This window comes from Acinetobacter sp. MYb10, assembly GCF_002980175.2.
In the GTDB taxonomy this organism is placed as follows: domain Bacteria; phylum Pseudomonadota; class Gammaproteobacteria; order Pseudomonadales; family Moraxellaceae; genus Acinetobacter; species Acinetobacter guillouiae.
The window spans coordinates 1671666-1697941 of sequence record NZ_CP058272.1 but is presented as its reverse complement, the minus strand read 5'-3'; the positions used below and the strand labels follow the sequence as shown (position 1 = coordinate 1697941).

The window sequence follows — 26276 nt, the reverse complement described above, 5'->3', positions numbered from 1 at the left end:
TTTTATTGAATGGTACGGAGCTAGGTTGTCTAGCAACCTAGCTCTTTTACTTTATTTTAGATATAGAGATAATCGTTATGTTCTTGAATCATTCCTTTCTTAAAAAAGGTTTACTCGCATTTTTAATTCCGTTTGGTGCAGCGAATGCTGAAATCATCATTCATGGTACTCGTGTCATCTATCCATCTGATGCACGTGAAATTACTTTACAGGTAAGTAATAACGGAAATAATCCTGCATTGGTTCAAGCATGGATTGATGAGGGAGATGCAAAATCTACTCCAGATCAATCTAAAGCGCCTTTTATGATTACACCGCCTATATCGCGTGTGGAAGCAAAAAAAGGGCAGTCTTTACGTATTACCAGTTTGCCGAATGCAAATGAGTTAAGTAAAACTCAAGAAACGCTATTTTGGTTAAATATTCTCGATATCCCACCAAAGCCTTCTGCGAAAGATCAGAATGTTGTACCAGATAACTTTTTACAACTTGCGATTCGATCGCGTATAAAGTTTTTTTATCGCCCAGCTGGACTTAAAGAAGATGTCGCTTTGGCACCTGAAAAATTACAGTGGAGCAATAACGGTACTCAGTTAACCGTAAAAAACCCAACACCATTTCATATTACCTTGACTTCTATTATGCAAGATCAATCAGGCAAACGCGTTGATTTGATTTCACAAGGTTTAATGTTGAAACCATTTTCTGATGGAACGGTGAGTTTAAAAAATTCCAATGTCGCTAAGATGACCTTTACCACAATCAATGATTATGGTGGGCGTGTAGAGCGAAATATTAAATTTTAATAGATTGATCAAGTCTTTAAATTTCTTCAATACAAGAAATTTAAAGCACCTTCGTAATGATGATTTAATCATTTCATTTATCTGAGAGTAAGCGAGTAAAAAAACCTATTCATTTGTTGATAGGCAGACTTCTTTATGCAAAAAAATGAACAAAGCTACAAGTGGATTAAGCGACATATCAGTTACTATGTGGCTTGTGGGGTTATTACGCTCAGCATTCCTGCTTTAGTTAATGCATCTGAAACTGACTTAAAAGAGGCTGAAAAGTCTCCGACTGCTGCAGAAGCAGAATTTGATTCGGCTTTTTTAATTGGCGATGCCAAAAAGATAGATGTAAATCGCTTTAAATATGGCAATCCTGTGTTACCAGGTGACTATAATGTGGATATTTATGTCAATGGTAACTGGTTTGGTAAACACCGTATGGTGTTTAAAGCAACTGAAAATAATCAAAATGCTTTTACCTGCTTTAGCTCAAACCAATTATTAGAATATGGCGTTAAAGCAGAGGTGTTAAAAAAAGGCGAAAGCTTTGCTTTGACAGGTTGTCAGAAAATCGAACAGTGGGTTGAAGATTCTTTTTATGAATTTGATACTTCACGCTTACGTGTCGATATTTCGATTCCGCAAGTTGCGATGCAAAAAAATGCGCAAGGCTATGTCGACCCAAGTGTTTGGGATCGTGGGATCAATGCTGCATTTCTTTCTTATAATGCCAGTGCATATAAAACATTTAATAAAATCCAAGGTGGGGAAGAAACCACAAATGCGTTTACTTCGGTAACCGCTGGTGCAAATTTGGCAGGTTGGCAATTGCGCCATAATGGTCAATGGCAATGGCAAGACCGCACGACTACAGATAATCAATCTAAATCGAGTTATGATGCGATTAGCACCTATGTACAACGCGCTTTCCCGCAATACCGTGGCGTGTTGACTTTAGGTGAAAGCTTTACCGATGGTGAAATCTTTGATTCATTTGGCTATCGTGGTTTCGATTTTTCTAGTGATGACCGCATGTTACCCAACAGTATGATTGGTTATGCACCCCGTATTCGCGGAAATGCAAAAACCAATGCTAAGGTTGAAGTACGTCAGCAAGGTCAATTGATTTATCAAACAACCGTTGCACCGGGGAGTTTTGAAATCAATGACCTTTATCCGACAGGGTTTGGTGGTGAACTCGAAGTTTCTATTTTAGAAGCCAATGGTGAGATTCAACGCTATTCAATTCCTTACGCCTCTGTTGTACAAATGCTACGTCCAGGAATGAGCCGTTATTCTGTGTCAATGGGTCAATTCCGCGATAAAGATATAGATCTAGATCCTTTTATTGTACAAGGGAAGTATCAACGCGGTATTAATAACTCGATCACGGCTTATGGTGGTGTGCAGTTCTCAGAAGACTATTCAGCAGTGACATTGGGCAGTGCTTTTGCAACACCGATTGGTGCAATTGCTCTCGATGTGACGCATTCACAAGCAGATTTTGAACGTCGTAAAAGTGAAAGTGGGCAAAGTTTCCGAATTAGCTATAGTAAATTAATTACCCCAACAGATACCAATTTGACTTTGGCTGCATATCGCTATTCTACAGAAAACTTTTACAAGTTACGTGATGCGATATTGGTACAAGACCTCGACAATAAAGGTATTAGTTCAGCTCATGTAGGTAAACAGCGCAGTGAATTTCAGATCACCCTGAATCAGGGTTTACCACGTGATTTTGGCAACATTTATGCAACAGGTTCGTGGGTAGATTACTGGAATCGTCAGGAAACAACCCGTCAATATCAAGTCGGTTATAGCAACAGCTATCGTGGTTTGACTTATGGTTTGTCGGCAATTAAACGTATTGTTGAAAACAATGCCACAAGTATCAGCAATAGTGATACTGAGTATATGCTGACCATGTCTTTACCACTTTCATTTAAGAAAAGCTCAGCAAACCTTAACTCGATTATGACGCAAGATAATGCGACTGTCGGTGTGAGCGGTGTGGTTGGTGATCGTTTTAACTATGGTACATCTGTATCGACGCGCTATGGTGATAATCCGAGTGCCAATTTAAATGCTCAGTATCGCACCAACTACGCGACTGTTGGTGGATCATTCAGTGCGGCTGACGGTTATCAGCAAGCAATGTTGACTGCACGTGGTAATATTGTTGCTCATCCTGAAGGTGTCTTGTTTGGACCAGATCAGGGGCAAACCATGGTCTTGGTGTATGCACCTGAAGCTGCTGGTGCTAAAGTGAATAATGCGACAGGTTTAAGTATTAATAAATCTGGTTATGCGGTGATTCCATATGTAACACCATATCGTTTAAATGACATTACCCTTGACCCTCAAGGCATGTCGACAGATGTAGAGTTAGATGGTACAAGTCAGCGTATCGCACCCTATGCAGGTTCAATTTCACAAGTGAGTTTTGCAACGAAAATTGGTAAAGCAATTTATATTCGTAGTAAAAAACAAAATGGTGAAACTTTACCTTTTGCAGCAGAAGTATTTGATACAAAAGGTGAAAATATTGGAATGGTTGCGCAAGGTAGTATGGTTTATTTAAGAACCAATACTACAGCAGACTCGGTTACAGTGAAATGGGGCGAAAATGCCAACGAACAATGTCGAATTCAATATGATGTTTCTGCACAAGCAGCAGACAAAAAGCAAAATATGATTATGGCGGAAGGTGTATGTCAATGAACGTTAAAGTTTTAAATCGTATTCTCTTGCTCATTGCTGGGACTGTGAGTTCGGGCGCATACGCAGCTTGTGTACCTCAGCGTGGATTTACCCCGCAAGATGTAAGCATGTCTGTTGGTCGTGTTGTGGTGAGACCGAGTGATGCTGTTGGAACTATTTTACGTAAAGCGACATTTCCAATTTCATCGAATGGATCTACTTATTCTTGTGATTATTCAGCGGGCACAATTGAGGCAGTATTGCAGCAGAGATACCCTATAAGCCCATCAGGTAATTCTATCTATAGTACCAATATTGAAGGGATTGGTATTCGTCTATACCGCGAAGCGGCAGATAACTCTAACTTTTCAGGTTATTACCCTTATACCAGAAGTTTATCTCGAAATACGACTTATCGTTTATCGCCTGGATATTTTGTTGTAGAGATTGTTAAAACTGCGCCTTCCACAGGATCAGGGGCATTGGTTCCTGGACAGTATAGTCGCTATAATGTGATTGGTTATCCAAATCAGCCTTTTTTAACCAGTACAGTATATGGTAATGCGATTACTATTGCGTCTTCATCATGTGAAATCCAAGGCAATATTAATAAAACAGTGACACTGCCAACTGTAAACAAGGTTGATTTTAAAGGTGTCGGCTCAACTCAAGGTGAGCAAGCATTTGATTTGAACATCTTATGTAATGGTGGAAAAAACCCAACGGGTTATGAAGAAAGCAATAAAATTAGCCTAAGCTTTGATTATGATGCTGTGACCAATACTACAAATGTCATTACCAACAATGCTGCTGCGGGAAGTAATGCATCAGGTGTTGGCGTACAATTGCTTTCACAATATAAAAATTCGAATAAAGTGATTGCTAAAAATGACAAGCTTGAATTAGGCACGTTAAAGTCAAATGATAATATTCAATACAATGTGCCAATGACTGCGCGTTACTATCAGACTGCAACCAAAGTGATGCCCGGAAAAGTACGGGCTATGGCAACCGTCACAATTGAATATGATTAATTGACGTAAATCATATTTTTTAAAATTATTTTTTTATTTATTGCTTGGAAAATCTTGTATTAATAATAAGGTTATGTAATTAATTAACTACACCATTTCTTTAGAGGGGAATGAGATGGAGTTAAATAAAAAACTATCCTTTTTATTAATAACATTTACAACGATATCGAGTTTAAGTTTAGCCACTTATGCAGAGGAGATTCATTTTCAAGGGCAGATTGTAGAATTTACATGTGAAAAGAATTCTAATAATTCTAATTGCAAAGCGATTGATAATACGATTGATGTGTTGAGAAAAACCACCACAATAGATAGCTTTAATTTCAATAGCTTAGTTGATAAAAAAGCCAATAGCATGGCCCATTTAAAAATTCAAGATTTGGAAAGTGATCAGCATAAAATATTGGTGGTAGATTATTATTAAGCCAATTAATTTGTGAAATAAATAACATAAATTAAAAGTTATGTTGTGTGATAAGTTAAAATATAATCTGATTATTTTGGTTGGATTATATTTTAATTCGTATTAAAAATAATCGAATTTTTAAACTGTTTTTAAATTTTTGTATATTATTTTATCGGTTGAACGGTTTTCTTTAATATATCCATAAAGGTTTTTAAGATAATATTATAGTTTTTTCCTTTATGTGTAATCAGACATATCGGTGTACTATAATGCATTCTCTCTTGTAAAATCGGTTGCATCAAACCATCTTGGACCCATTTTTTCGCATAATGATCGGGTAAAAACCCCATAAATTTTCCTGAAAGAATCAGAAATGCGATACCTTCTCTGTCACTTGCAGTCGCTGAACAGTTCAATCGTTGATGCAACTTCATTGCATCGGGGGTAATGGCATAATTCGGAAGAACCGTATTGCATTGTTTTAAGTCATCTAAACTTATTTTACCTAAATGCTGAAAGAGTGGGTGGTTTTGCCCACAATAGAGTGAAGATTCTTCGTTATATAAATGAAAATAATCTAGACCTGATAATGGGCTCACCAAAGGAATCGCGCCAGCGTGTAATCGATTGTCCAAAACACGACACTCAATATCTGACAGTGTGCTTATACTAATATTAATAACCACCTCAGTATTTTCTTCCGCAAGCTGTGCCAATGTGTTGGTGATATAAGCACTGGGCATTGTGACTAAGTTATTAATAATACCAATATTAAATTCACCTTTGAGCTGATTATGCATTTGATTGATTTTGGCACGAAAGTCCTCAATCGATGCAGTCAGTACCTCAATATATTCTAAAACTTCCCGACCTTCATCGGTGATGGAAAAGCCTGCTCGACCACGTTGACAGAGGCGAATCCCTAAGCGATTTTCCAGATCACTCATATGCAAACTAATCGCAGAACGACTAATCCCTAGGATACTTTCGGCAGCAGTGAAGCTGTGACAATCACAAACTGTTTTAAATATTTTAAGTAATTTTATATCAAAATCAGTAACTTGATTTAATTTTTTAGGTTTCATTTAGTTTTGCTTTTTTATATCTAAACTCAAGATATTTTGAATTTATCAAAACTATTGTGCTTTGTACACTCAAGAGATAACCACAAAACAAGAAGAGTACTTATGTTTGATATCGATACATCAAATGACCGCGATGACGCATTGGAAGCCAGTCAGTCAAATGAGCAGATGAATTTAAATTATCAAGCCCATTGGATGCCATTTTCTGCAAATCGTAATTTTCATAAAGATCCACGCATGATCGTGGGTGCAAAAGGATCGTATTTAATTGACAGTACTGGACGTGAGATTTATGACTCATTGTCAGGGCTATGGACGTGTGGTGCAGGGCATACACGACCTGAAATCCAACAGGCTGTGAGTAAACAATTGGCAAAACTGGACTATTCACCTGCATTCCAATTTGGACATCCTTTATCTTTTCAATTGGCTGAAAAAATTGTTCAGCGGATGCCGGAAAAACTGCAACATGTATTTTTTACCGACTCTGGTTCAGAGTCTGTGGATACTGCGATCAAGATGGCACGTGCATATTGGCGTATTCAAGGCAAACCAAGCAAAACCAAATTGATTGGACGAGCGCGTGGCTATCACGGTGTAAACGTCGCAGGGACCAGTCTAGGCGGCATTGGTGGAAATCGTAAAATGTTTGGTCAATTGATGGATGTGGATCATTTGCCTCATACCTTACAGGCGCATTTAAGTTTTAGCAAAGGCTGTGCAGAGACGGGTGGGGTTGAGCTGGCAGATGAAATGCTCAAGCTGATTGAATTACATGATGCTTCTAATATTGCAGCAGTGATTGTAGAGCCTATTTCAGGTTCAGCAGGCTGTATCGTGCCACCAATTGGTTATTTACAACGCTTGAGAGAAATTTGTGACCAACACGATATTTTACTGATTTTTGATGAGGTGATTACTGGCTTTGGGCGTATCGGTAAATGGACTGCGGCAGAATATTTTGGGGTTACACCAGACCTTTTGACCTTTGCTAAACAGATTAGCAATGGTGCAATTCCATTAGGTGGAGTGGTGGCAAGCCGTGAAATTTACAATGCATTTATGCAGCAAGACCTGCCTGAACATGCGATTGAATTCACCCATGGCTATACCTATTCGGCCCATCCTGTTGCCTGTGCCGCTGCTCTAGCAACGCTGAATGTACTCGAAAATGAAAATTTAATTTCTCAATCTGCTGACTTGGCACCAAGTTTTGAAAAGCTTGTCCATGAATTAAAAGGTTCACCCCATATTGTCGACATCCGTAACTGCGGATTGATTGGTGCCTTGCAATTGGCACCGCGTGATGGTGATGCCACGATTCGAGGTTTTGAAATTGGAATGAAACTGTGGAAAGCAGGTTTCTATGTGCGTTTTGGCGGCGATACCCTTCAGTTTGGTCCAATGTTTAACACCACAGAAGCACAATTAACCCGTTTGATGAATGCTGTAGGCGAGGCACTTTATCAAGTGAAATAAATAAGATGAGTCACTAAGCAAATAAACACGGAACAAATAGACAAGGAAAGGTAATGAACAATTTAGAAAATTTTAGTGGTGGCGAGTTGTCTAATACTGAGACAGCTGAAGCAGTACAAGCGATCACGCTGGTTGGGCATTTTATTCAAGGGGGACTTGTAAGCAAGACCTCAAGAACACAAGCTGTATACCATCCAGCAACAGGCAAGATCAGCAAAGAAGTTGCGCTTGCCGATACTGCATTGGTCAATCAGGTGGTTCAAATTGCACAACAGGCTTTTCCAGCATGGCGTGACACCCCTGTGATTAAACGTGCACGAGTGATGTTTAAGTTTAAACAACTGCTAGAAGACAATGCTGAAAAACTCTGTGAATTGATTGGACAAGAACATGGAAAAATCTGCCATGATGCGCAAGGTGAGTTACAACGCGGAATTGAAAATGTTGAATATGCATGTGGTGCACCTGAGTTTTTAAAAGGTGAATACTCAAAAAATGTTGGCCCAGATATTGATTCATGGAGCGAATTTCAACCTTTAGGCGTGGTTGCTGGGATTACACCATTTAATTTTCCAGTGATGGTTCCATTGTGGATGTTTCCAATGGCGATTGTTTGCGGGAACTGCTTTATTTTAAAACCCTCTGAAAAAACCCCATCAGCAGCATTATATTTGGCAGAATTACTTCAACAGGCAGGTTTACCCGATGGTGTGTTTAACGTCATCAATGGTGATAAACAAGCAGTGGATGCCTTATTACATCATCCAAATATTCAAGCGATTAGCTTTGTTGGTTCAACCCCGATTGCTGAATATATTTATCGCACAGCAACCTCGGCAGGCAAACGCTGTCAGGCCTTAGGTGGCGCAAAAAATCATGCCATTATTATGCCTGATGCAGATATCGATAATGTGGTGAACTCATTATTAGGTGCAGCTTTTGGTTCATCTGGTGAACGCTGTATGGCTTTGTCTGTTGCAGTGGCAATTGGCGATGAAATTGCTGATCTTGTGATTGAAAAACTTAGCCACGAAATGCAACAACTCAAGTTTGGTCATTATGCAAATCAACAAAATGACTTTGGACCGCTCATTTCTCAAGCACATAAAGATAAAGTTCAAGCTTTTATCCAAAGTGCTGAACAGCAAGGTGCTAAAATCGTTGTCGATGGTCGTGATGCCAAACCTATCGGCTATGAAACTGGATTTTTTGTTGGCCCGACGCTAATTGATCAGGTTTCATCAGACATGACCAGTTATCAGCAAGAAATTTTTGGTCCTGTTTTACAGGTGATTCGTGTAGAAACCATGCAACAAGCGATGCAGTTAATCAACGATCATGAGTATGGAAATGGTACCTGTATTTATACCCGTGATGGGGAAGCTGCACGCTATTTTACCCATCATATCCAAGTGGGAATGGTCGGTGTAAATGTGCCATTGCCCGTACCTGTTGCATATCATAGTTTTGGTGGCTGGAAGCGTTCGTTATTTGGTGACTTGTATGCTTATGGGCCAGATGGAGTACGTTTTTATACGCGCCGTAAAACCATTACCCAACGTTGGCCATCTACACACGTTCGTGAAGCCAAGCAGTTTTCAATGCCTACTTTAAATTAATTTTTTGTATATAGAGGGAAGATCATCGATTTTCTCTCTTTTGAATAAGGATTTAATAATGTAAATCACGATTTTAAAAGTATTTTTAAGGAATAAAATATGAATGGTGTTAAAACAACAAAATTAGGTGAAGGACTTTCCAACCGACATATCACGATGATTAGTATTGGTGGCGTTATTGGTGCAGGTTTATTTGTCGGCTCTTCAGCTGCAATTGCCAAAGCAGGTCCTGCCGCTGTACTGGCTTATATTATTACCAGTATTATCGTTTTTCTGGTGATGCGTATGCTCGGTGAAATGGCCGTTGCTCAACCAGATACAGGTTCATTTTCCACTTATGCGCGTAAAGCAATTGGGCCTTGGGCTGGCTTTACCGTGGGTTGGTTATATTGGTGGTTTTGGGTTTTGGTGATCCCTATTGAAGCAATTGCTGGTGCGGAAATTTTACATGCATGGTTTCCTCAAGTTTCCAGTGCAATTTATGCCTTTGCTTTTATTATTTTACTCAGTTTAGCCAATTTCTTTAGTACCAAAAGTTTTGGTGAGTTTGAGTTTTGGTTTGCTTTAATTAAAGTGGTAGCGATACTGCTGTTTATTGTGATTGGTGCATCGGCTGTATTTGGGCTTTGGCCTTTGGCTCGTGATGTCAGTGGTGTGGGGCATTTATTTTCAAATGGCGGTTTTATGCCGCATGGTATGGGTGGCGTTCTTTCGGCTATTTTAATTTCGGCGTTTTCATTTTTTGGTGTTGAAATTCTGTCGATTGCAGCGGCAGAGTCTAAAAATCCACAAGAGAAAATTAAACGTGCCACCAATTTAGTGCTGTATCGTATTATTTTATTCTTTGTTGTTTCGATTTTTCTAGCAGTGGCTTTAGTCGATTGGCGTTCGCCTGATTTACAAAAACTGGGGACATTTCAGTATGTCTTGGTCAGCCTCAATGTGCCGCAAACCAAATTGATTATGGACATGGTGGTGTTTATCGCGGTGGCAAGTTGTATGAATGCGGCTGTATATACTTCTTCACGGATGCTGTTTGCATTGGGTGCACGTCAAGAAGCGCCGAAAGTTGTGACTAAAATTAATGATGCAGGTGTACCAACAATCGCAGTGTTTGCTTCAACCTTTGTTGGACTGATTTGTTGCGCCGTGAATTATATGTTCCCAGGGCAAGTTTTTGGATTTTTACTTTCAACAACGGGTTCAATTGCCTTGGTGGTTTATTTAGTCATTGCTGTGTCACAACTACGCTCAAGAGCTAAACTGGAAAGAATAGGCGCTCAAGTGACCTTTAAAATGTGGTTATTTCCTTGGCTGACGTGGTTTGTTATCGTGGTGATTATGAGTGTATTGGGCTATATGTTTTTATCGCCTCAATATAGTTATGAAACGACTTTGTCCTTAGGGGTAACTTCCATTGTGGTGATTTGTGGTCTGATGGTGACACGCAAGAATAAAACCGCGAAGCGTATGGCCGTCCATTTGGATTAAATCATCATTGAACAGCGCAGAACAAGCAGCAAACTTTGTAGGTTAAGGGTAAAACCAACAATACAAAGTTTGTTTTTTTATGTATGGGCTTTTGCTTTCATCATGCCAGTCTATAAAAAGAAAACAATAACTTAAGTTGGATGTTCTAGGTTATTTGAGCGAGATTTGGCTTATTTTAGCTGAGTTGAACATCATGTGTACTGAGCTCAGTTTCAAAGCTTTCATTTACAGTATGCTTTTCATTTACATCTAATTTTTTATTGATATTTTCCTTTCTCCACGTAGAAGGAGAAACGCCGTTCCAAGCTTTAAAAGCACGATTAAATGAGGTTTGGTCCTTATAGGCAAGTAAAAAGGCAACTTTTGTGATGGATAAGTTTTGATTTTGGAGATATTTCTTGGCTAGATTTTGACGAATATTACTGAGGATTTCTTTAAATGAAAGGTCTCTATTTTTTAAATATTTTTGCAGTGCTCTCGCAGAAATATTTAATGATTTGGCAATAGAGTGAATTTGCACATTATTATTTTCAAGTGCTTGTAGCATACTCAGATTAACCAATTCTAAGAAAGAATCCTCCTGAGGCATTTTACTGAGTAATATGTTGGCATGATTCAACAATATTTCTAAAAGAATAGGGTCATAATATTTTAATTTGGTTTCCAATAGCGAATTCGGTATGACAATCCGAGTTTGCTTTGTATTAAATTTAATCGGGCAATTGAACAGTTGTTGGTATTTTTTTGTGTCATTGGGTTTGGGTATGGCAAGTTCTAGACAATGAAAAACACTTGCATCTGAATCGGTCAGTTGTTGTAAGTGGTGAAAAAGGCTAGACACTTGTATTTCTTCAACGATGGTGGTTTCTTCTAGATATAAACCCACTTGTAAATATGCAGGTTTATCCCATGAGATTGAAAAGTGGTTTTCCTCAATAAGCACTTTTTTGGGAATATAATTAAACCAAAGCTTTTCGTATTGAGACAGTATTTCAATATAATCAAATAATGTATCACTCGACTGAGCCATATAAGCCACGATGCCGATATGTTTGGGCTGAACCAAAGCACCGATGTCTAATCCAATACCCACTTGGGGATATTGTTTGTTGATTTGTTTTATTCTTTTGAGCCATTCGCCAAACGGTAGGTGATCATTGAGTGGATATTCAGCATCGCTTGAAACATCTAAGCCTTTTTTTTTACAGAAATCGTCTAATAAAAGTGCCATTCCTTTATTAACACTTTTTATTTTAAAAAAAGTTTTCATGAATTCTCCCAATATTCATTTGATGTTTCTGTGTATTTATTTTTTATTTAAAGTAATCAAAGATTTGTCGTTATGTGTGAGGTCTTCATTTTTCTTTAAAGCAATGTGGGAATTTGAATGATGAAAATAGATAAAGTCCTCCGCTATTTTTTATGCCATTCAAATGAAAAGGAGGAGTTCCTAACCCTGTGCTTTAAAAAGTTTGAATACTCAATCGTATTAACCGTTAATAATAAATCGTGATATATGCTCAATCATATTGAATAGAAAACTGAGCATTTGCATTTGCAATCCCTGCGAGGGCTTGTGCTTTGGTCACGATATAATTTGCATAAAAGAGAGCCGAAACATTGCCATTGATGTCTGTGCTAAAAGCTTCGCTTTTCTTGCCTAAAGGCAATCTTTTTTTATCTTGATCTCGGATTTCTATGGCAATATTTTCAGCTTTATTGGCTAAGGCATCGAGCGCTAAAAGTTCAGCATTTTCGTTATTTCGAGGCCCTTCAAAAGTGATGGTCACAGATCCATTCGGCGGACAGTTACTCATCTCAAAATGAATCGGGGTTGGTTTTGATTGACTACCAATATTGGGTAAGTCTTTGCTTGCAACGCTTCCAAGCTGAATATATTTATCTTGTTCAGAACTTAATACGCCACAGGTTGCTGTCGTCACGATTCCTGAAAGCTCAATATTCACCCGACCTAGCTCTACATTGGTATTTTGAGCATGAGAGAGCTGATGAATATTTAAACAACATATTATTGTGGCAGCAGCCATATATCTTGCTCTTTTTTTCATTGTTGTCTCCTAATCAAAATCCACTCTGAGATATCCTCTAGACTTAAACGGACCAATTTCTGGTTTATTTCCAGTGATACTGACGGGCCAAGCTTTGATGGTCACATTTGCTGGCTGTTGTTTAAGATTAAATGGAATCACACTATTGATATTATTGGGCAACAACACATTGTCATTTTGATCTGACATCTTAAAGCCAATATCTGGATTATCTGAGATCATCATATCTCCAGTGGCTTTTTCAGCCTCAAGCCGAAGTGTCAGCATTGCTTGGGCATCAATATTGGTACATTGAATCGCTAAGGTATGACTCTGTTTATTGACATTGTTGGGTTTATTGCCAGGACCCGCCTGACTAAAGGCATAGGCTGGGATTTCCCCAAACTTAATTTCTAAAAAGTCACCTGTGCCAATTTTGCAGCTTTGTGGAACCGAAATAGAACCGCTGTAACTGATCTTATAAACAGGGATACTTAATGGATCTGCTGAACCCGTTGTCACATAAACGGTAAACATGGTTTTTTTCGGGATAGGCACAAAATCAATAAAGGGTTTAATCACCTTGAGGCGGAAGGTAAAGTTTGAATCCCAAATACCAAAGGGTTGGCCTTTACTTACATTGGGATCTGTACCCATCTGTACATAATTTGCAGGAGGATAAAAATCCCCCGCAAAGCTATCGGTAATTTTCATGGCACCGACCAGATAGTCGTTGATCGGTAAGTATTTATATCGATCAATCGTTTCTATCACAGAGAGGTCGGAAACATAACTACGCATGGTTCTATTTCGACTAATATTGGAATTATGAACAGGGCAGGTTCCATAAACTTGCGAAGAAAAATTCTTTTTAAGCTCTACAATTTTACCTACAGCATTATTCGAGCTGCTGAAACTATTGGATAGATCATAAAAAACGTCATCCACCACACCATTCCCTTTACTGTTCCAACAGACAACTGCAAAAGATTGGGCTGAAGCAAGCAGCAACATACTGGAAATTAAAAGCTTAAATTTCATATGATCTCTCCTTATTGACATTCAAGATCAAATTGAATAACGGGTTTGCTGAGGTCCATGTCTGAAATATCGTAGTTTGCCAAACATTTTCCTTCAGCAGATTCGCCCCAATTCACTTCCAGAGTACCTTTGAGCGGAAGCCCAGTTAAATAAACCCGGCCATCGTCTGCAACGATGCTGGTGGCTGAACTTTCCTTTTCGATCACACTACTTGCATACGGTATAAACTTGCCGTTATGGGATAAGGTGATGAGTGCTCGTACACCTAAACTGGTGTTAAACGTTGCTCTGGCAATTGCCCCTTTGATTGGGACGACATTTTCAACGTTATTGCTGATTTCGAGATTATTACTGAAAGTATTTGAATTGAGTGCAACACGATTGGCACGATACTCAGTGGCATAAGGAACGATGGCATATCCACGCCAATCGGTTTTAACGCCGGTATAGTTTTCGATATTTACACCTTTGGCGCCGGGTGCTTTAACCAAAATTGAGGTGCTACCTAAAGGCTGACCAAAGGTAATACCATCACGGTGCGCTAAAATACCGCCAGATGCGTTATAGGTAAATTGATTTGAGTTCTTTTCGTAGCTATAACCTGCACCTACCGTACCGTAACTACCATTGTAATTTAGGCTGACTGAACCAATATCACCTTGCTTACTGACTTGTCCCTGATTGATGCTATAACTTAAATTACGATCTTTCAGTAAAGTGCCACTTAAACCTGCCATATAGGACTCATTACCGTTTGAATTTTGTGTGGTCGAAAAAGTGCTATATGCATTTTGGATTGGATGATTGCGGAAATTCGCTTTCGGCCATAGCTTGTCCAATGGGAAGGACAGATTCATGGCATACATGGTGTCACTTTGATTAATCTCAGAATATTTGTTACGACTGACTGAGAATGAATAATTCAGTGCTTTCCATGAGTTTGCATAACCCGCTTGAACCCATTCATTTTTTTTGTTGGTATCCCAATAGGTTTGCTGATTGCCTGAGACAAATAAAGAACCATAGTTTCCAAGTGAATGCGAGATATTGACTTCAAAGCGACCTTTTTTAGAATTATATAAGTTGTAGTAATCCGTAATGATTGGTGTATTGGCTTGATTTCCGTCTTGAGTTTCGGAAACGTGATAACCACTCATACGATTATAAGCAACATCATTTAAGGTATAGAAACCTTTGGTCGAATATCGATAGCCCAATAACTGGAAAGTTGTTCCAGAGCTTAATAATGATTTTGAATATAAAAAGCGCAAAGACTGTCCACTGCTCGAGGATTGATCTGCCAACTCACTGTCCGCATGGGTAAGGTCAAAAGACAAAGCCCCATAATCTCCTAGGTTGGCGCCTAGACCCACCAATGCACTCTTATATTTATCTGACAATTGCGTCCCAGCATAAACGGAAATACCATTTTTTAAACCGTGAATTGCAGTTGCCTGTAACAATGATGGATTATCTTGAGAATCCAATCCACTACGGTACTCACCAATCACCAGACTGTATTTTGTGCGTCCTTCACGTTGTAAAACAGGAAGGCTTGAATAGGGCACTTGAAAGCTTTGAATCGAACCGTCATTTTCTTCAATCGTAACCAAAAGGTCACCACTGATTGAGGTTGGATTTAAATCTTGGATAAGGAATGGTCCGGGTGCGACATTTACCTGATGAATCACAAAACCATTTTGTTTGATCACCACTTTTGCATTGGTTTTTGCAACCCCACGAACAGTAGGTGCATAGCCTTGCTGACTGTCAGGATACATTGCCTCAGAAGTCGACAAATGTGCGCCACGGAAACCAAAGCTGTCAAAAATTTCGCTACTTGTTGAACCGTCACCAATTACCAGCTGGCTTTTTAAAGGAATAATGGTTTTTTGTACATAGGTATTTAAATTATTCCATTGATTTGTGGTTTTACCGTTGTGTGAATTGGCGTTAAAACTGCCTGAATGTCGGAACTGCCATGAGCCAATATTGAGTCCATTATCCAGACGTAAAAATAAACTGTTGGTATCTGTTTTAGAGTTGTCATAACCCGAAATATTATAGTTGGTATAAAAGCCGTTGATCCCTTCATCCCATTGATCGGGTGGAATATAGCCGCGAATTTGGTTGCGTAAAGACGCTTGCGGCAAGCTGATCAATAATTTTTGTTTATCAAATTGAAAGTGGCTGTTTGCACCGTCAATAATTGAAATAAAATCTACACATTGTGGGTTGGAGCTAGACAATTGCTCGTATTGGGCAATATTGACTCCAAATCCCTGCAATGTTTTGCTGTCTAAACACGGAAATAAACCAGTCGTATCTTGAATGCCTGATTTTTCAATAAAATTGATGTCGCGGGTAAACGCATATTGATCGTTGACATACACATCAACCCGGTACACGCCCGGCAATTGATGGGTCGATTTCTCAAATCTGCTCAAATCAGAAATTTGTGAATTGGATAAGTTATCTGTTAAAAATGCAGGGTTAAACACCTGTTCTGCATGACTGGTTCTTGGGACTACGATTGAAATCAGCATAGTCACTGCGATACCCACTGGATATCGCTTGATATTTCTCCTTACGCATACAACACTGTATGGCATTGAAAATAGACTATTCATAATTATTACTTCAGTTCTAAATCAACTTTAGCCGTTAAACCACCGTAATCATTGACCGTTTGATAACTCAGCTTATTGCCTGAAGTCGCTGAAATTTTTGTTTGGGCAAATGGACTTGCCATCACATTTGGCACTTTTTGGTTATCAACAAAAACGTTCACAAAAGAAACATGATATGGAGATGGATTATTCACCATGATTCCTTCTGCTGATTTTGAAAACTTAAGTGTTTCTAATGCGGCTTCAGGTTTAGTTTTTAGATTTATCGGTCTTACAAACAGTTTGATTCGAGATAAAACAGCAAGTTGTAAAATATTCTTGTCAATCAAAGTCGATTTATCAATCGAAGGAATTGCTTTGACATTGACCCAAAATACCGACTCTCTATCTTGGGGTAAGTTGGTAGCAACATTGACAATTCTTAATGTATTTTCGCTATTTGCTTCTGCGACAAATAAGGGAGGAGTAATCAGAAAATCTTTTGATTTTTCATCTAGATTATTTTCAATCCACGAGTTAATTAAAAAGCGTTCTTTATTGTTGCTGTTGACAATCGCTAATGAAACTTGCTTGGCATCGGTTGGGTAAATAACACGAGTTGCCCCAAGTGATATACCCCCAATAATATTGTTATTGGCTAAGCTGGTGGATGCTAAGCAGGCTAAGGTTATACTAAGAACACCATTTTTAAATAAGTTCAGTTTCATATAAGTCCTTAGAATTCATTTATGGATAAAAAACAGAAATTAAAATATTCGATGCTTGAGCGGATGGCTTTTCTGAGGTTTGGTTGAGGAGAATACCAATCCTATTTTTAGCGAAACTGTCATAACGTTCAGGTCGATCAATTTGTCGAATAAATTTCTGATCCAGACGGGTCTGTTCAAAATCTTGAATGTTTAATTCTTTATTAATATCAAAATCATTTCTTGCTTTTGGATCTGTATAAAACATCTCATGGGTTGGCTTATTTTGTTCAGATAGACCAATGGCGAGATTGTCGTAGATGCTTACAGGGCATAATGAAAAATTGATTTGAATTGGAGAATTGGGAGTTTTAATAGATACAGCAGCATTATTCTCAATCAAGATTGAGCAGCTTTGATTTATCAAAACTCCCTGAAAATGAGCTCTTCCACCAAATACATAACTTTCTGCGTAAATATGAGTACTTACTAATATTCCAACAATCAGGGTTATATACTTTTTCATGGTAAATAAGCTCATGTAATCAAATATTTAATAATTATCTTAAGTAGATAAATTATTCATATTTCACTACAAAAGTTGCATCAGCATTTGCTTGACCTGGTGTAGATGCACCAGTCGCAACATAACGAGCGCTGAATTGAAGTGTGTTATCACCAGTGATCAATGTTTTAGGTGTAGAGAAACTAGCACCAGTAACACCTAAGATTTTTGAAGTGTCATCAGCAATCTCAATCCCTACATTTGTTGCAGCAGTAGAGTTTGTACCACCAGCAGCAACTGAAAGTAAGTTTGCATTAGACGTTACAGACTGACCATAAAATGCAACAGCAGCAGTTGCTTGAACTGTTGGATCACAGTCAACAAGTTTGATTTGGAACGGTACTGGAGTTGTTTTATCGCCAGCAACAGCTAAACGTGCAGTACGGTATTGACCTAAATCAACAGTTTGATTTGAAGATTCTGTACTTACAGCACATGCTGCATTTACGATTTCACCAGTAAAATGTACTGTTCCACCGTTAACAGTTACAGGATCAGCAGCGAAAGCTGAAACAGAAAGCGTTAAAGCAGATAAAGTTGCAGTACTTAATAGAGCTAATTTCATAGTAAAACCCATTCATTTTAGAAGGTTGATTTTTAATATTTATTTAAAATCATTTTTTATGATTTCAATAAATTACACTTAGTCGCACTGTTTAATAAAATAGTAATGTACTTAAATAAATGCAGGGTTATAGTGACGTACATCACAATAGATAACTTTGTATTTTGTGCATAATTAATTTGTATTTGACGCCCTTATCTTTTTTTATGAAAAGTATATGAATTAATGTGATTAATCTGAGGGCTTGGCTTAGATGTGCTGTGTACAGTGTTGTTGCTTATTATTGATATAAGTGAGTACGGTTTTTTGATCAAAAATGCTCATTGCATTTGTAGATACACTTTTGAGTTAGAATTATTTTTCTATTTAATATTAATCGCAAGGGGAAATAGATTGTTTGATTATCAAGAGGTTGTGATGCCATAGCTTACATTCAAAGTTTAAATACCTTTGCGTAGGCAATGCTTCAATTTTCGTATAGGGGATGCCAAACCTTGCGCTATCACAACAGCAATTAAAACTAGACGATTTATACAACGGTTGATTGTGTATAGCGCTTTATTTTTTTATTTGAGATGGTATTCCAATTTGCGCAGCCAAAGGCGAGAAAATCACTTTAATTGGAGAGTTAGCCTGACTTTGCTGTACATCAGGCCCTATATAATTCTTGCCTTGAGATGTTGCAAAACTACGATGCCACGCACTAAGTTCAGTGTCTGACAGCCACGCTATATGCAAAGCATTATCCTTTGCGCCAAAGTCGATGGTTCTTACATCGAATTGCGCCAAAGCATGAATAAATGAACGACATTTTTCAGTTTCACCTTTTTTCAGAACTGAAATCTGAACTTGGGTTGCGCCACCAAACATTACATCATTGGCTCGGCACTGAAGGACTTCCACATGAAAGCGCCCATCAGGGGAGGGCAGATCTCTTATCAGCTTATTTACCGTACTGGATTGGCATGCTGTTAAAACGATGGGCAATATCAGTAAAGTGCATATCCTCGTCAGTTTCATTTTATTCCTTGCTATGTAAATACATTACGATTTTTGTTTTATCGCTTTATTCAAATCGGTCAGTCTGCTTTTAGCCAATACATGGAATGCTTCAGTTGAATTGTTTTCACAACTTCGGCGGGTCATCATATCGTGTTGCATGTTTACTGGCGATTTAATTAAGGATGATGTGGTTAAGTTTATCTGTATTTTGCTGTTTTAAAACATGTTTTTGTATTGATTTTTCACATGATTTAATTGTTTGTGTTTAGCTGCTCTGCATTTCATCTTACTGGTAATGCTTAGAGAAAATTTAATGAATAAAAATGACTTGCAGAAAAAAGTTGTAGAAGTTTTAATCTAAGTTTGAACGTTAGATAAAATATTAACATTCCATCAATCAGAAAATTGATCATATATTGTTTGTTATTTTGGATAGTAATCATTCAATTTGTTAATGATTATTGGCCATGAGGGCTTTTATTATGTTTAAAACATTCACGATCACAGAGCAACACTATTTTAAACAATTCATGGGGATTGCAAACACGCTTGTGTTGGCGTTTGTTGTTTTGATGTGGTCAGGCCATGTGGCCGCAGAGGGCAATTGTCCTCCTGGTTATTATCCAATTGGTGGGCAAGGCCTGCAAGGGTGTGCACCGATTCCAAGTGGCGGTAGTAATGGTGGTGGCGGTGGTGGCACATATAAATGGGAACCCTCACTTTGGGAAAAACGTTGGGGCGCGATTGCTGAAGATAAGGCAGCACCTTCTCGACCTACAGGTTATGCCCAAGCGACACGAACCGAACGTGGGGCTAAAAAAATAGCCTTGGAAAATTGCCAAAAAAAGGGAGGTAAAAATTGTGAAGTCATCTTTACCTATAACAATAAATGTGTTGCCTTGGCTGATCCGACTCAAGGTGGTCAAGAGTCTGTGATTAGAATTGATCGTACGCCCGCAGGCGCCAAAGCATTAGCTGCTTATGAATGTCAAAGTAAAAACAAGCAAGAGTGTAAAGTGGTTTACTCAGCATGTAGTACTTATTACGAGCCGGGCGCCAGTATATTTTATTGGTGGTAATACATAGGGTTCTGCTTTAAGTCACATCGCCTATTGTGATAAACCCGAGATAAGTATTTGAAGTAAAATATATTTAAATAAAAGATCGGATCTTTTTAAAGGATAAAAATGATGAAAGCGGTTAATTTTTTACTGGGCAGTATTTTAGCTTTGCCCTTGTTTGCACATGCAGATGCCTTGAAACTGCAAAAAAGCACACAGGAATTTGATCAATATCGTGGTCAAATTACAGTAAATGGAGAATATTCATATTATTTTGATGATGAAGTGGCAGGTGATGTTATCTGTTTTCATCCCAGTGCGCCTTCAGATCAGTTGATACCGCGTAAGCCGGATGATCGCCGTTCACGCTGGTTTTGTTTCAATGATACTCAACAGGCAGCTCAGGCATTAAAACTCAACAAAAGACCCAAGGAAGGCTATATTGGCTATACGGGACATGCAACTGTAACGGTTGGAGAATATGCGGTTTATAAGGGCGAAAGTGATGGTACTGATTTGGCAAAATTGGTATCAGTCCAAAAAGCAGATACCCCTAAACTGGTTAAAAGCTCAGGTTATTAAAGCGCATTGTTATCGCGATGTTAAATTAAATACATATTTAAAGTTTAAAGGAAATAAATCATGAAAATTGTTAGTTTTTTACTGGCGGGCATGCTGATTACGCCAATTGTTGCACAGGCAAAAACACCACAACAATGGGCTGACTGTGCCGATAAGGTTGGGCGTACTATCGATGTGCAAGAAGTTGGTAATATCGGCTATGAGTCAGAAATCAAAAGCAAGTGCGGTACACGTCCTGTTCCAACAACGGGTATGGCGAAACCAGATGGTAAACACCCACATGACGTTATACAGGCAGCACCTTGGAAAGCTCGTTTTCAGCAATTAGTTGGCAAATCATATGCAAATCTCACTTCAGCTTTAGTGGTATCCAGTGCAATGCAGCGTCAGGGTGATTGGCTGGTAGGCAGTGGTTATGACCCACGTGGGGCGGGTTCGAGTAAGGCCGTCATTGCGATCAATACCAAAACAGGTAAAGTCATGGCGGCTTATTCAGATACAGAAGATGGTGTTAAATTCTTTGGCTTTGATGAAAATACCAAAGGTGTTCCAAGTAAATTTTCACAATGGGTTGCGGAAAGTGCAGCAGGCTGATTTGTTAGATGTATGTTTGGCTGATCATGACGTGTAGCAATCAATCAGCCATGGCAAAGGGATGCCAACAATAAATTTGTTCCATGAGTCCTTTTTAAAACCATAGATCAACATAAAATCCCCCTCATCCTAGCCTTCTCCCGAGGGAGAAGGAATTTTCAATACCAAAATGCTTTACTCCACATGATCATTTTTTTGATTTATGAAAGATCTTTAATGTTCAGCTTAAAATATTGATTGTGATTTAAAATCAGCAATTACAGTAAAATTACAATCTAGTGTTGTATAAATAGCTGTGTTCAAAGCTTAGGTTTGTTGTAGCAAAGATATGTTGTTTAGAGAGCAATCGACTGTTCAAAATACTGTATTATTTCGAGTTAATATTCTGTATAAAACCCTGAGTATGCCATCAACATAGACATTTAAAAAAAATAGCATTACTTAGCGATAATTAACAGTAAACAAGCTTTTAAAATAAGTTTTATAAGTATAATACGCCACTTGATGAAATGGGATTGAATAAACTGTTGCAGTAAAAAATAGTGTTGCAAGAGGATCTTTTAATTAAGGAACTAATTATTAGACAAAGTTCAATTGTATTTTTTGTATTTATTGTTATTCAAATGTTATAATTTGTCTAAAGAAGGCTTTTTAAGCCAATTAAATTAGCTGATGTTGATGAATAAAACATGCTTCAATTAAATATTTCTAGGCTCACCTTGAGCGAAGATGGTGATACATTTTTAGCACTTGAAAAAATTCCTGCGATGCAACGTAGACGGTTATCAAGTATTGCTAAAATTGCACTGAATAGTGCAATTCAAAGTTTGCAGGGGATTCAGGTCGACTATATTGTTTGGAGCTCACAATATGGCGATGAAGAAAAAACACTTAAAATTTTAAAAGATGTCCTTTCAGACCAGACCCCATCTCCGACACTTTTTTCAACTTCCGTACATAATGCAGTTTCAGGTTTGTATTCTATATTTTGTCAAGATGATACGCTCGCGACCAGTTTGGCAGCATCATGGTCTGAAGCTTTAATAGAAGCTTATGCTTATTTAAAAACACACCACAATGCTAAAAATGCCTTGGTGATTTATTATGACCAAGCATTGCCTGAAATATACGATGAGTATCAGAATTTTAAAGCTTTTTCATTGGCTGGAGTGGTCAGTTTAGAAAATGCCAATTTAAAAATCGCTGTAGAAAATCTGCAACCGCAACAAAGCAAATATTTAGAAGCTCAAGATTTTAATGCGTTTTGGCAAAATCAAAACCTGAAGGAAAAGGGTGCTTGGGTCAAATGCTAAATATCAATAAAGTAAAGAAAAAGTTAAATTACGCTTGGCGTGTTGGTGCTACAGGTTTTAGTTTTGCAAGTTTTGGCTTGGGCGGAATTGTGATTGGTGGTGTGGTTGCACCATTGGTGAAAGTGAGCACATTTGATACAAGAAAAAGACAAGATCGTGCGCAAAAAGCCATTAAATATAGCTTTAAAGGCTTTACTGAAATGATGGTTAAATTGGGCATCATGACCTATGAGGTCGAAGGCTTGGAAAAGCTGGCCCATAGCCGTCAAGAGTTAGTCATTGCAAATCATCCAACCTTGATTGATGTGGTGATTTTGATTGGCTTAATGGAAAAGGCCAACTGTATTGTAAAAAAAGCACTTTGGCGCAATCCATTTACATTGGGGCCAGTACGTAGTGCAGGTTATATTTTAAATGAGGGATCTGAGCAATTTATTTTGGACTGCGTTAAAAAACTCCAAGAAAAAGATGCAGCCTCATTATTGATATTTCCAGAAGGGACACGAACAGAAAGAGGTGCCTCACTGAATGAGTTCCAACGCGGTGCATCAAATATTGCGATTCGAGCGAATGTTCCAATTCGTCCGATTTTGATAGAATGCACGCCCTCGACACTGACCAAAAATGAAAAGTGGTATCACATTCCAAATGAACCATTTCACATTCAGATTAAAGTGTTAGATGCGGTACATGTACACGATATATTGGATGATGCTGCTGTTAACTCAAAACAGGTGAAACAGCTCAATCATTTTTTGCACAACTTATTTAATCAAGCGTTAATTAAACAAGAGTTATCTACAAATGAGCAATCTTGCTGATGAGTTAAAAGAAATGATCATTGATGTGCTGGCATTGGAAGATATTTCAATTGAAGATATTGATACCAATGCACCACTCTTTGGTGATGGATTAGGGCTGGATTCTATTGATGCCCTAGAATTAGGTTTAGCTTTGAAAAAACGCTATAACATTCATTTAAATGCTGAATCACAGGAAACCAAGCAACATTTCGCCTCTGTGCAAAGTTTAGTGGACTTGGTTGAAGCGCAACGCGCTGCTTAAGAGGTCGTTATGTTATCTGAAGAAATCGTCTTAACAAATCTACGTGAGTGGATGGAAGAACTATTTGAAATTGAACCTGCTGATATTCAGCTTGAGTCAAACCTGTATTCTGATCTGGATGTTGATAGCATCGACGCTATTGATTTAGTTGTTAAAATTAAAGAATTAACCGGTAAGCAAGTTAAACCTGAAGATTTTAAAAATGTCAGAACAGTGCAAGATGTTGTGGTTGTGATTCAAAATATGTCTGCAGAATGAAGCATTTGATCCGCAGTGGAGTCACCGTCTTATTTCTACTTTACCCATTTATCGTGGGCTACAGCCTAGCGCATGGTCATTTTATTTGGGTGAGTGCTTTGTTGGTTCTGCTCGGTGGATCACGCTTATTTTTTAAAAAAAGTGATCTTATGTGGCCATTAACTTGGTTTGCCATTATTTGTGGTGGGCTGAGTTTGATTTTAAAAGATCATGCTTGGTTAAAGCTGTATCCAGTATTGATGAGTGTGGGCGCGTTGATAATTTTTGCGACCACCTTAATCAAACCACCCTCAATGATTGAGCGTTTTGCACGTTTGGTTGAACCTGATTTGCCCGAGTCTGGGGTGATCTGGACCAAAAAAGTTACGATTGTTTGGTGTGGCTTTTTTATTTTAAATGCCTGTATTGCGCTTTATACAGTGTTATTTAGCAGTACCCAAATGTGGGTACTTTATAATGGTTTTATTTCTTATCTTTTGATGGGTTTGTTATTTGCAGGTGAATTTGTACTGCGAAAAATTCATCAAGCTAAAAATCATACGAGTTAAAATAAACGCTTATGTTGTGTCATTTTCAAAGCCACATTCATGCTGAAAAATGTCTGTGTATCACCTCTGATTTTAGTGTCAAAACATTTTCCCAATTTTGGCAGGAAGTGTTGAGTGAAAAAACACACATTGAACAATCCACTGAAAGTGCATGGGCCTTGTGGCAAAATGACAGTTATGATTTTTTAGTGTTATTTTTTGCAGTTTTGCTTGCGGATAAACAGGTTATTCTCCCGCCAAATCGTGTGCGTGATTTGGAAAAAAGCTTAGCAGCTCAGAATATTTATTTTATTGAACGACAATATAAACAGATTAATCCTGTGGTTGAAGATACTCAACACATTGATCTAAATGATGCATTTTTAAATCGTGCAGCAGTGTTTTTTTATACTTCGGGTTCTACAGGGCAACCTAAAAAGATTCCGCGCACCCTAAAACAGCTGCTTAATGAAGTACAAGGTTTAGATCAAAGTTTTGATCTAGCAGAAAATGCACTGGCGCTTGCTACAGTCAGTCATCAACATATTTATGGTCTATTGTTTAAATTACTTTGGCCACTTGCCAGTGGCAGAGCTTTTTATAATCCGCAATTGGCATTTCCTGAAGATGTGGTTGAAGCACAAAAAAAGTTACAGCATTTAAGTCACGATCATTTTGGTTCAAATCATTATGTGGTTTCCAGCCCAGCACTTTTAAAACGTTGGACCTCTGATGTATTACTTGAACAGCATTCAGTGGTTTATTCTTCAGGTGGTAAATTAGATGCTGGAGTGCGTCCACTGCTCAATGCCAGTATCACCGAAATTTTTGGTAGTTCCGAAACGGGTGGCATTGCTTATCGCACACAAGATGAGGCGCTTTGGACGCCGTTTGCAGATGTCGAAATTAGCGTTACAGATGCAGGTGAACTGGGTGTCTTGACTCAACATGCGTATATCAATGATTGGATCTATACCGCAGATAAAGTCGAAGTGTCTGTGCCTGATGATCGAAAAAGTCAGTTTCAGCTTCAAGGTCGCTTAGACCGTATTGTTAAGCTTGAAGAAAAGCGTTTAAGTCTTGATTCTATTGAAAGTGGTATTGTTGAATTGCCAGAAGTCAGTGAATGTCATACATTGATCTTTGAAAAGGATCATCGACAAATTTTGGCATGTGTGGCGGTATTGTCTGAACAAGCTCAATTAGAACTTAGACACAGTCATAAGCGTGCATTTGTCGCAAAAATAAAACAACAACTTGCAGATAAATTGGAATATATTGCGATACCGAGGCAGTGGCGTTTTTTAAGCCAATTACCGAAAAACTCCCAATCAAAGCTCAATAAAAATTATATGAAATCATTATTTGAAAACTCAAATTTACCCGTGGTTTTAGCATCGCATATTGATGCCAATAGCGCAGAATTTAAATTAGAGTTTATTCCTGAACTGGCTGCTTTTAATGGGCATTTTCCTGGTCAACCGATTTATCCTGGTGTTGGGCAAATTGCTTTTATTCAAAAGTTCGCTAAAGAGATCTGGGCTGATCTAGATTGGTGTACAGCATTGGAACAAATTAAGTTTCAGGAATTGATCCAACCGCATGCCGTGGTTTTGCTTAAACTTGAGCGTAAAGCAGATAAAATCAGTTTTCAATTGCAGCAGGCTGAACAGTCTTTAGCATCAGGACGTTTGGTTTTTGCTACTACGGTTAACGCTTAGGAGACAGATG

25 protein-coding genes are annotated in these 26276 nt (G+C 38.2%); 16 read left to right on the top strand and 9 right to left on the bottom strand.

Annotated elements, in window-relative coordinates:
* Window positions 1-77: 77 nt before the first annotated feature.
* The 4 genes from CQZ96_RS07875 to CQZ96_RS07860 all read left to right on the top strand — a co-directional run bounded on the left by CQZ96_RS07875 (window position 78) and on the right by CQZ96_RS07860 (window position 4952).
* Window positions 78-806, top strand: coding sequence for a molecular chaperone (locus tag CQZ96_RS07875; protein WP_004722241.1), 729 nt, complete (start codon window positions 78-80; stop codon window positions 804-806).
* Between the two features lie 135 nt (window positions 807-941).
* Window positions 942-3515 carry a fimbria/pilus outer membrane usher protein gene (locus CQZ96_RS07870; protein WP_105713056.1) on the top strand — a complete coding sequence of 858 codons (2574 nt, stop codon included), beginning with the start codon at window positions 942-944 and terminating at the stop codon, window positions 3513-3515.
* Window positions 3512-4528, top strand: a complete 1017-nt coding sequence (locus tag CQZ96_RS07865) for a fimbrial protein (protein ID WP_016539507.1) — start codon at window positions 3512-3514, stop codon at window positions 4526-4528. Before CQZ96_RS07870 ends, CQZ96_RS07865 begins: the two co-directional genes overlap by 4 nt.
* A gap of 115 nt (window positions 4529-4643) precedes the next feature.
* Window positions 4644-4952: a hypothetical protein gene (locus CQZ96_RS07860; RefSeq protein ID WP_004722235.1), complete on the top strand. Its 309-nt coding sequence runs from the start codon at window positions 4644-4646 to the stop codon at window positions 4950-4952.
* Between the two features lie 146 nt (window positions 4953-5098).
* On the opposite strand, the gene CQZ96_RS07855 is transcribed toward CQZ96_RS07860, so the two are convergent.
* The gene (locus tag CQZ96_RS07855) at window positions 5099-6019 is read right to left on the bottom strand and encodes a LysR family transcriptional regulator (protein ID WP_105713055.1); all 921 of its coding nucleotides are present in this window, start codon (window positions 6017-6019) and stop codon (window positions 5099-5101) included.
* A 102-nt stretch (window positions 6020-6121) separates the two neighbouring features.
* Between CQZ96_RS07855 and CQZ96_RS07850 the strand changes: the two genes are divergently transcribed.
* The 3 genes from CQZ96_RS07850 (at window position 6122) to CQZ96_RS07840 (ending at window position 10608) form a co-directional block, all read left to right on the top strand.
* On the top strand, window positions 6122-7498 hold the full coding sequence (locus CQZ96_RS07850; protein WP_105713054.1) for an aspartate aminotransferase family protein: 1377 nt from the start codon (window positions 6122-6124) through the stop codon (window positions 7496-7498).
* A gap of 53 nt (window positions 7499-7551) precedes the next feature.
* A complete protein-coding gene (locus CQZ96_RS07845) occupies window positions 7552-9117 on the top strand; it encodes a CoA-acylating methylmalonate-semialdehyde dehydrogenase (RefSeq protein ID WP_105713053.1) in 1566 nt (521 codons plus the stop codon).
* A 99-nt stretch (window positions 9118-9216) separates the two neighbouring features.
* Window positions 9217-10608, top strand: coding sequence for an amino acid permease (locus tag CQZ96_RS07840; protein ID WP_105713052.1), 1392 nt, complete (start codon window positions 9217-9219; stop codon window positions 10606-10608).
* A gap of 175 nt (window positions 10609-10783) precedes the next feature.
* On the opposite strand, the gene CQZ96_RS07835 is transcribed toward CQZ96_RS07840, so the two are convergent.
* The 8 genes from CQZ96_RS07835 to CQZ96_RS07800 form a co-directional block, all read right to left on the bottom strand.
* Window positions 10784-11878, bottom strand: coding sequence for an AraC family transcriptional regulator (locus CQZ96_RS07835; protein WP_105713051.1), 1095 nt, complete (start codon window positions 11876-11878; stop codon window positions 10784-10786).
* Between the two features lie 250 nt (window positions 11879-12128).
* Window positions 12129-12677 carry a fimbrial protein gene (locus CQZ96_RS07830; RefSeq protein WP_105713050.1) on the bottom strand — a complete coding sequence of 183 codons (549 nt, stop codon included), beginning with the start codon at window positions 12675-12677 and terminating at the stop codon, window positions 12129-12131.
* Between the two features lie 9 nt (window positions 12678-12686).
* The gene (locus tag CQZ96_RS07825) at window positions 12687-13697 is read right to left on the bottom strand and encodes a fimbrial protein (protein WP_105713049.1); all 1011 of its coding nucleotides are present in this window, start codon (window positions 13695-13697) and stop codon (window positions 12687-12689) included.
* A gap of 11 nt (window positions 13698-13708) precedes the next feature.
* Window positions 13709-16327: an outer membrane usher protein FimD gene (fimD, locus tag CQZ96_RS07820; protein ID WP_004722218.1), complete on the bottom strand. Its 2619-nt coding sequence runs from the start codon at window positions 16325-16327 to the stop codon at window positions 13709-13711.
* Window positions 16328-16332: 5 nt separating this feature from the next.
* A complete protein-coding gene (locus tag CQZ96_RS07815) occupies window positions 16333-17034 on the bottom strand; it encodes a fimbria/pilus periplasmic chaperone (protein WP_004722216.1) in 702 nt (233 codons plus the stop codon).
* A 19-nt stretch (window positions 17035-17053) separates the two neighbouring features.
* Window positions 17054-17539 carry a hypothetical protein gene (locus CQZ96_RS07810; RefSeq protein WP_105713048.1) on the bottom strand — a complete coding sequence of 162 codons (486 nt, stop codon included), beginning with the start codon at window positions 17537-17539 and terminating at the stop codon, window positions 17054-17056.
* Window positions 17540-17591: 52 nt separating this feature from the next.
* Entirely contained in the window at window positions 17592-18143 is a 552-nt protein-coding gene (gene fimA, locus CQZ96_RS07805) for a type 1 fimbrial major subunit FimA (RefSeq protein ID WP_016539504.1), read from the bottom strand.
* A 558-nt stretch (window positions 18144-18701) separates the two neighbouring features.
* A complete protein-coding gene (locus CQZ96_RS07800; RefSeq protein WP_228722784.1) occupies window positions 18702-19046 on the bottom strand; it encodes a hypothetical protein in 345 nt (114 codons plus the stop codon).
* Window positions 19047-19627: 581 nt separating this feature from the next.
* On the opposite strand from CQZ96_RS07800, the gene CQZ96_RS07795 reads away from it, so the two are divergent.
* From CQZ96_RS07795 to CQZ96_RS07755, 9 genes are all read left to right on the top strand, one after another.
* Window positions 19628-20224 (top strand): DUF4189 domain-containing protein, encoded by a 597-nt coding sequence (locus CQZ96_RS07795; RefSeq protein WP_004722212.1) that lies wholly within the window; start codon window positions 19628-19630, stop codon window positions 20222-20224.
* A 111-nt stretch (window positions 20225-20335) separates the two neighbouring features.
* Window positions 20336-20788 (top strand): hypothetical protein, encoded by a 453-nt coding sequence (locus CQZ96_RS07790; RefSeq protein WP_227515164.1) that lies wholly within the window; start codon window positions 20336-20338, stop codon window positions 20786-20788.
* A gap of 60 nt (window positions 20789-20848) precedes the next feature.
* Complete coding sequence (locus CQZ96_RS07785; protein WP_004722210.1) at window positions 20849-21382, top strand: hypothetical protein; 534 nt, start codon at window positions 20849-20851, stop codon at window positions 21380-21382.
* A 689-nt stretch (window positions 21383-22071) separates the two neighbouring features.
* Window positions 22072-22695, top strand: coding sequence for a beta-ketoacyl synthase chain length factor (locus CQZ96_RS07780; RefSeq protein WP_004722209.1), 624 nt, complete (start codon window positions 22072-22074; stop codon window positions 22693-22695).
* Entirely contained in the window at window positions 22689-23516 is an 828-nt protein-coding gene (locus CQZ96_RS07775; protein ID WP_004722208.1) for a lysophospholipid acyltransferase family protein, read from the top strand. The genes CQZ96_RS07780 and CQZ96_RS07775 overlap by 7 nt, the downstream gene beginning before the upstream one ends.
* Entirely contained in the window at window positions 23500-23760 is a 261-nt protein-coding gene (locus CQZ96_RS07770) for a phosphopantetheine-binding protein (RefSeq protein ID WP_004819853.1), read from the top strand. Before CQZ96_RS07775 ends, CQZ96_RS07770 begins: the two co-directional genes overlap by 17 nt.
* Window positions 23761-23769: 9 nt before the next feature.
* A complete protein-coding gene (locus tag CQZ96_RS07765; RefSeq protein WP_004819854.1) occupies window positions 23770-24018 on the top strand; it encodes an acyl carrier protein in 249 nt (82 codons plus the stop codon).
* Complete coding sequence (locus CQZ96_RS07760; RefSeq protein ID WP_004722203.1) at window positions 24015-24566, top strand: septation protein IspZ; 552 nt, start codon at window positions 24015-24017, stop codon at window positions 24564-24566. Before CQZ96_RS07765 ends, CQZ96_RS07760 begins: the two co-directional genes overlap by 4 nt.
* 11 nt (window positions 24567-24577) lie before the next feature.
* Window positions 24578-26266: an AMP-binding protein gene (locus CQZ96_RS07755; protein ID WP_105713047.1), complete on the top strand. Its 1689-nt coding sequence runs from the start codon at window positions 24578-24580 to the stop codon at window positions 26264-26266.
* Window positions 26267-26276: the final 10 nt, after the last annotated feature.

What these genes read in the sequence shown, in the direction of transcription:
- CQZ96_RS07875 (WP_004722241.1), top strand. Translation starts at nt 78, where the DNA reads ATGTTCTTGAATCATTCCTTTCTTAAAAAAGGTTTACTCGCATTTTTA.
- CQZ96_RS07870 (WP_105713056.1), top strand. Translation starts at nt 942, where the DNA reads ATGCAAAAAAATGAACAAAGCTACAAGTGGATTAAGCGACATATCAGT.
- CQZ96_RS07865 (WP_016539507.1), top strand. Translation starts at nt 3,512, where the DNA reads ATGAACGTTAAAGTTTTAAATCGTATTCTCTTGCTCATTGCTGGGACT.
- CQZ96_RS07860 (WP_004722235.1), top strand. Translation starts at nt 4,644, where the DNA reads ATGGAGTTAAATAAAAAACTATCCTTTTTATTAATAACATTTACAACG.
- CQZ96_RS07855 (WP_105713055.1), bottom strand. Translation starts at nt 6,019, where the DNA reads ATGAAACCTAAAAAATTAAATCAAGTTACTGATTTTGATATAAAATTA.
- CQZ96_RS07850 (WP_105713054.1), top strand. Translation starts at nt 6,122, where the DNA reads ATGTTTGATATCGATACATCAAATGACCGCGATGACGCATTGGAAGCC.
- CQZ96_RS07845 (WP_105713053.1), top strand. Translation starts at nt 7,552, where the DNA reads ATGAACAATTTAGAAAATTTTAGTGGTGGCGAGTTGTCTAATACTGAG.
- CQZ96_RS07840 (WP_105713052.1), top strand. Translation starts at nt 9,217, where the DNA reads ATGAATGGTGTTAAAACAACAAAATTAGGTGAAGGACTTTCCAACCGA.
- CQZ96_RS07835 (WP_105713051.1), bottom strand. Translation starts at nt 11,878, where the DNA reads ATGAAAACTTTTTTTAAAATAAAAAGTGTTAATAAAGGAATGGCACTT.
- CQZ96_RS07830 (WP_105713050.1), bottom strand. Translation starts at nt 12,677, where the DNA reads ATGAAAAAAAGAGCAAGATATATGGCTGCTGCCACAATAATATGTTGT.
- CQZ96_RS07825 (WP_105713049.1), bottom strand. Translation starts at nt 13,697, where the DNA reads ATGAAATTTAAGCTTTTAATTTCCAGTATGTTGCTGCTTGCTTCAGCC.
- fimD (WP_004722218.1), bottom strand. Translation starts at nt 16,327, where the DNA reads ATGAATAGTCTATTTTCAATGCCATACAGTGTTGTATGCGTAAGGAGA.
- CQZ96_RS07815 (WP_004722216.1), bottom strand. Translation starts at nt 17,034, where the DNA reads ATGAAACTGAACTTATTTAAAAATGGTGTTCTTAGTATAACCTTAGCC.
- CQZ96_RS07810 (WP_105713048.1), bottom strand. Translation starts at nt 17,539, where the DNA reads ATGAAAAAGTATATAACCCTGATTGTTGGAATATTAGTAAGTACTCAT.
- fimA (WP_016539504.1), bottom strand. Translation starts at nt 18,143, where the DNA reads ATGAAATTAGCTCTATTAAGTACTGCAACTTTATCTGCTTTAACGCTT.
- CQZ96_RS07795 (WP_004722212.1), top strand. Translation starts at nt 19,628, where the DNA reads ATGTTTAAAACATTCACGATCACAGAGCAACACTATTTTAAACAATTC.
- CQZ96_RS07790 (WP_227515164.1), top strand. Translation starts at nt 20,336, where the DNA reads ATGAAAGCGGTTAATTTTTTACTGGGCAGTATTTTAGCTTTGCCCTTG.
- CQZ96_RS07785 (WP_004722210.1), top strand. Translation starts at nt 20,849, where the DNA reads ATGAAAATTGTTAGTTTTTTACTGGCGGGCATGCTGATTACGCCAATT.
- CQZ96_RS07780 (WP_004722209.1), top strand. Translation starts at nt 22,072, where the DNA reads ATGCTTCAATTAAATATTTCTAGGCTCACCTTGAGCGAAGATGGTGAT.
- CQZ96_RS07775 (WP_004722208.1), top strand. Translation starts at nt 22,689, where the DNA reads ATGCTAAATATCAATAAAGTAAAGAAAAAGTTAAATTACGCTTGGCGT.
- CQZ96_RS07770 (WP_004819853.1), top strand. Translation starts at nt 23,500, where the DNA reads ATGAGCAATCTTGCTGATGAGTTAAAAGAAATGATCATTGATGTGCTG.
- CQZ96_RS07765 (WP_004819854.1), top strand. Translation starts at nt 23,770, where the DNA reads ATGTTATCTGAAGAAATCGTCTTAACAAATCTACGTGAGTGGATGGAA.
- CQZ96_RS07760 (WP_004722203.1), top strand. Translation starts at nt 24,015, where the DNA reads ATGAAGCATTTGATCCGCAGTGGAGTCACCGTCTTATTTCTACTTTAC.
- CQZ96_RS07755 (WP_105713047.1), top strand. Translation starts at nt 24,578, where the DNA reads ATGTTGTGTCATTTTCAAAGCCACATTCATGCTGAAAAATGTCTGTGT.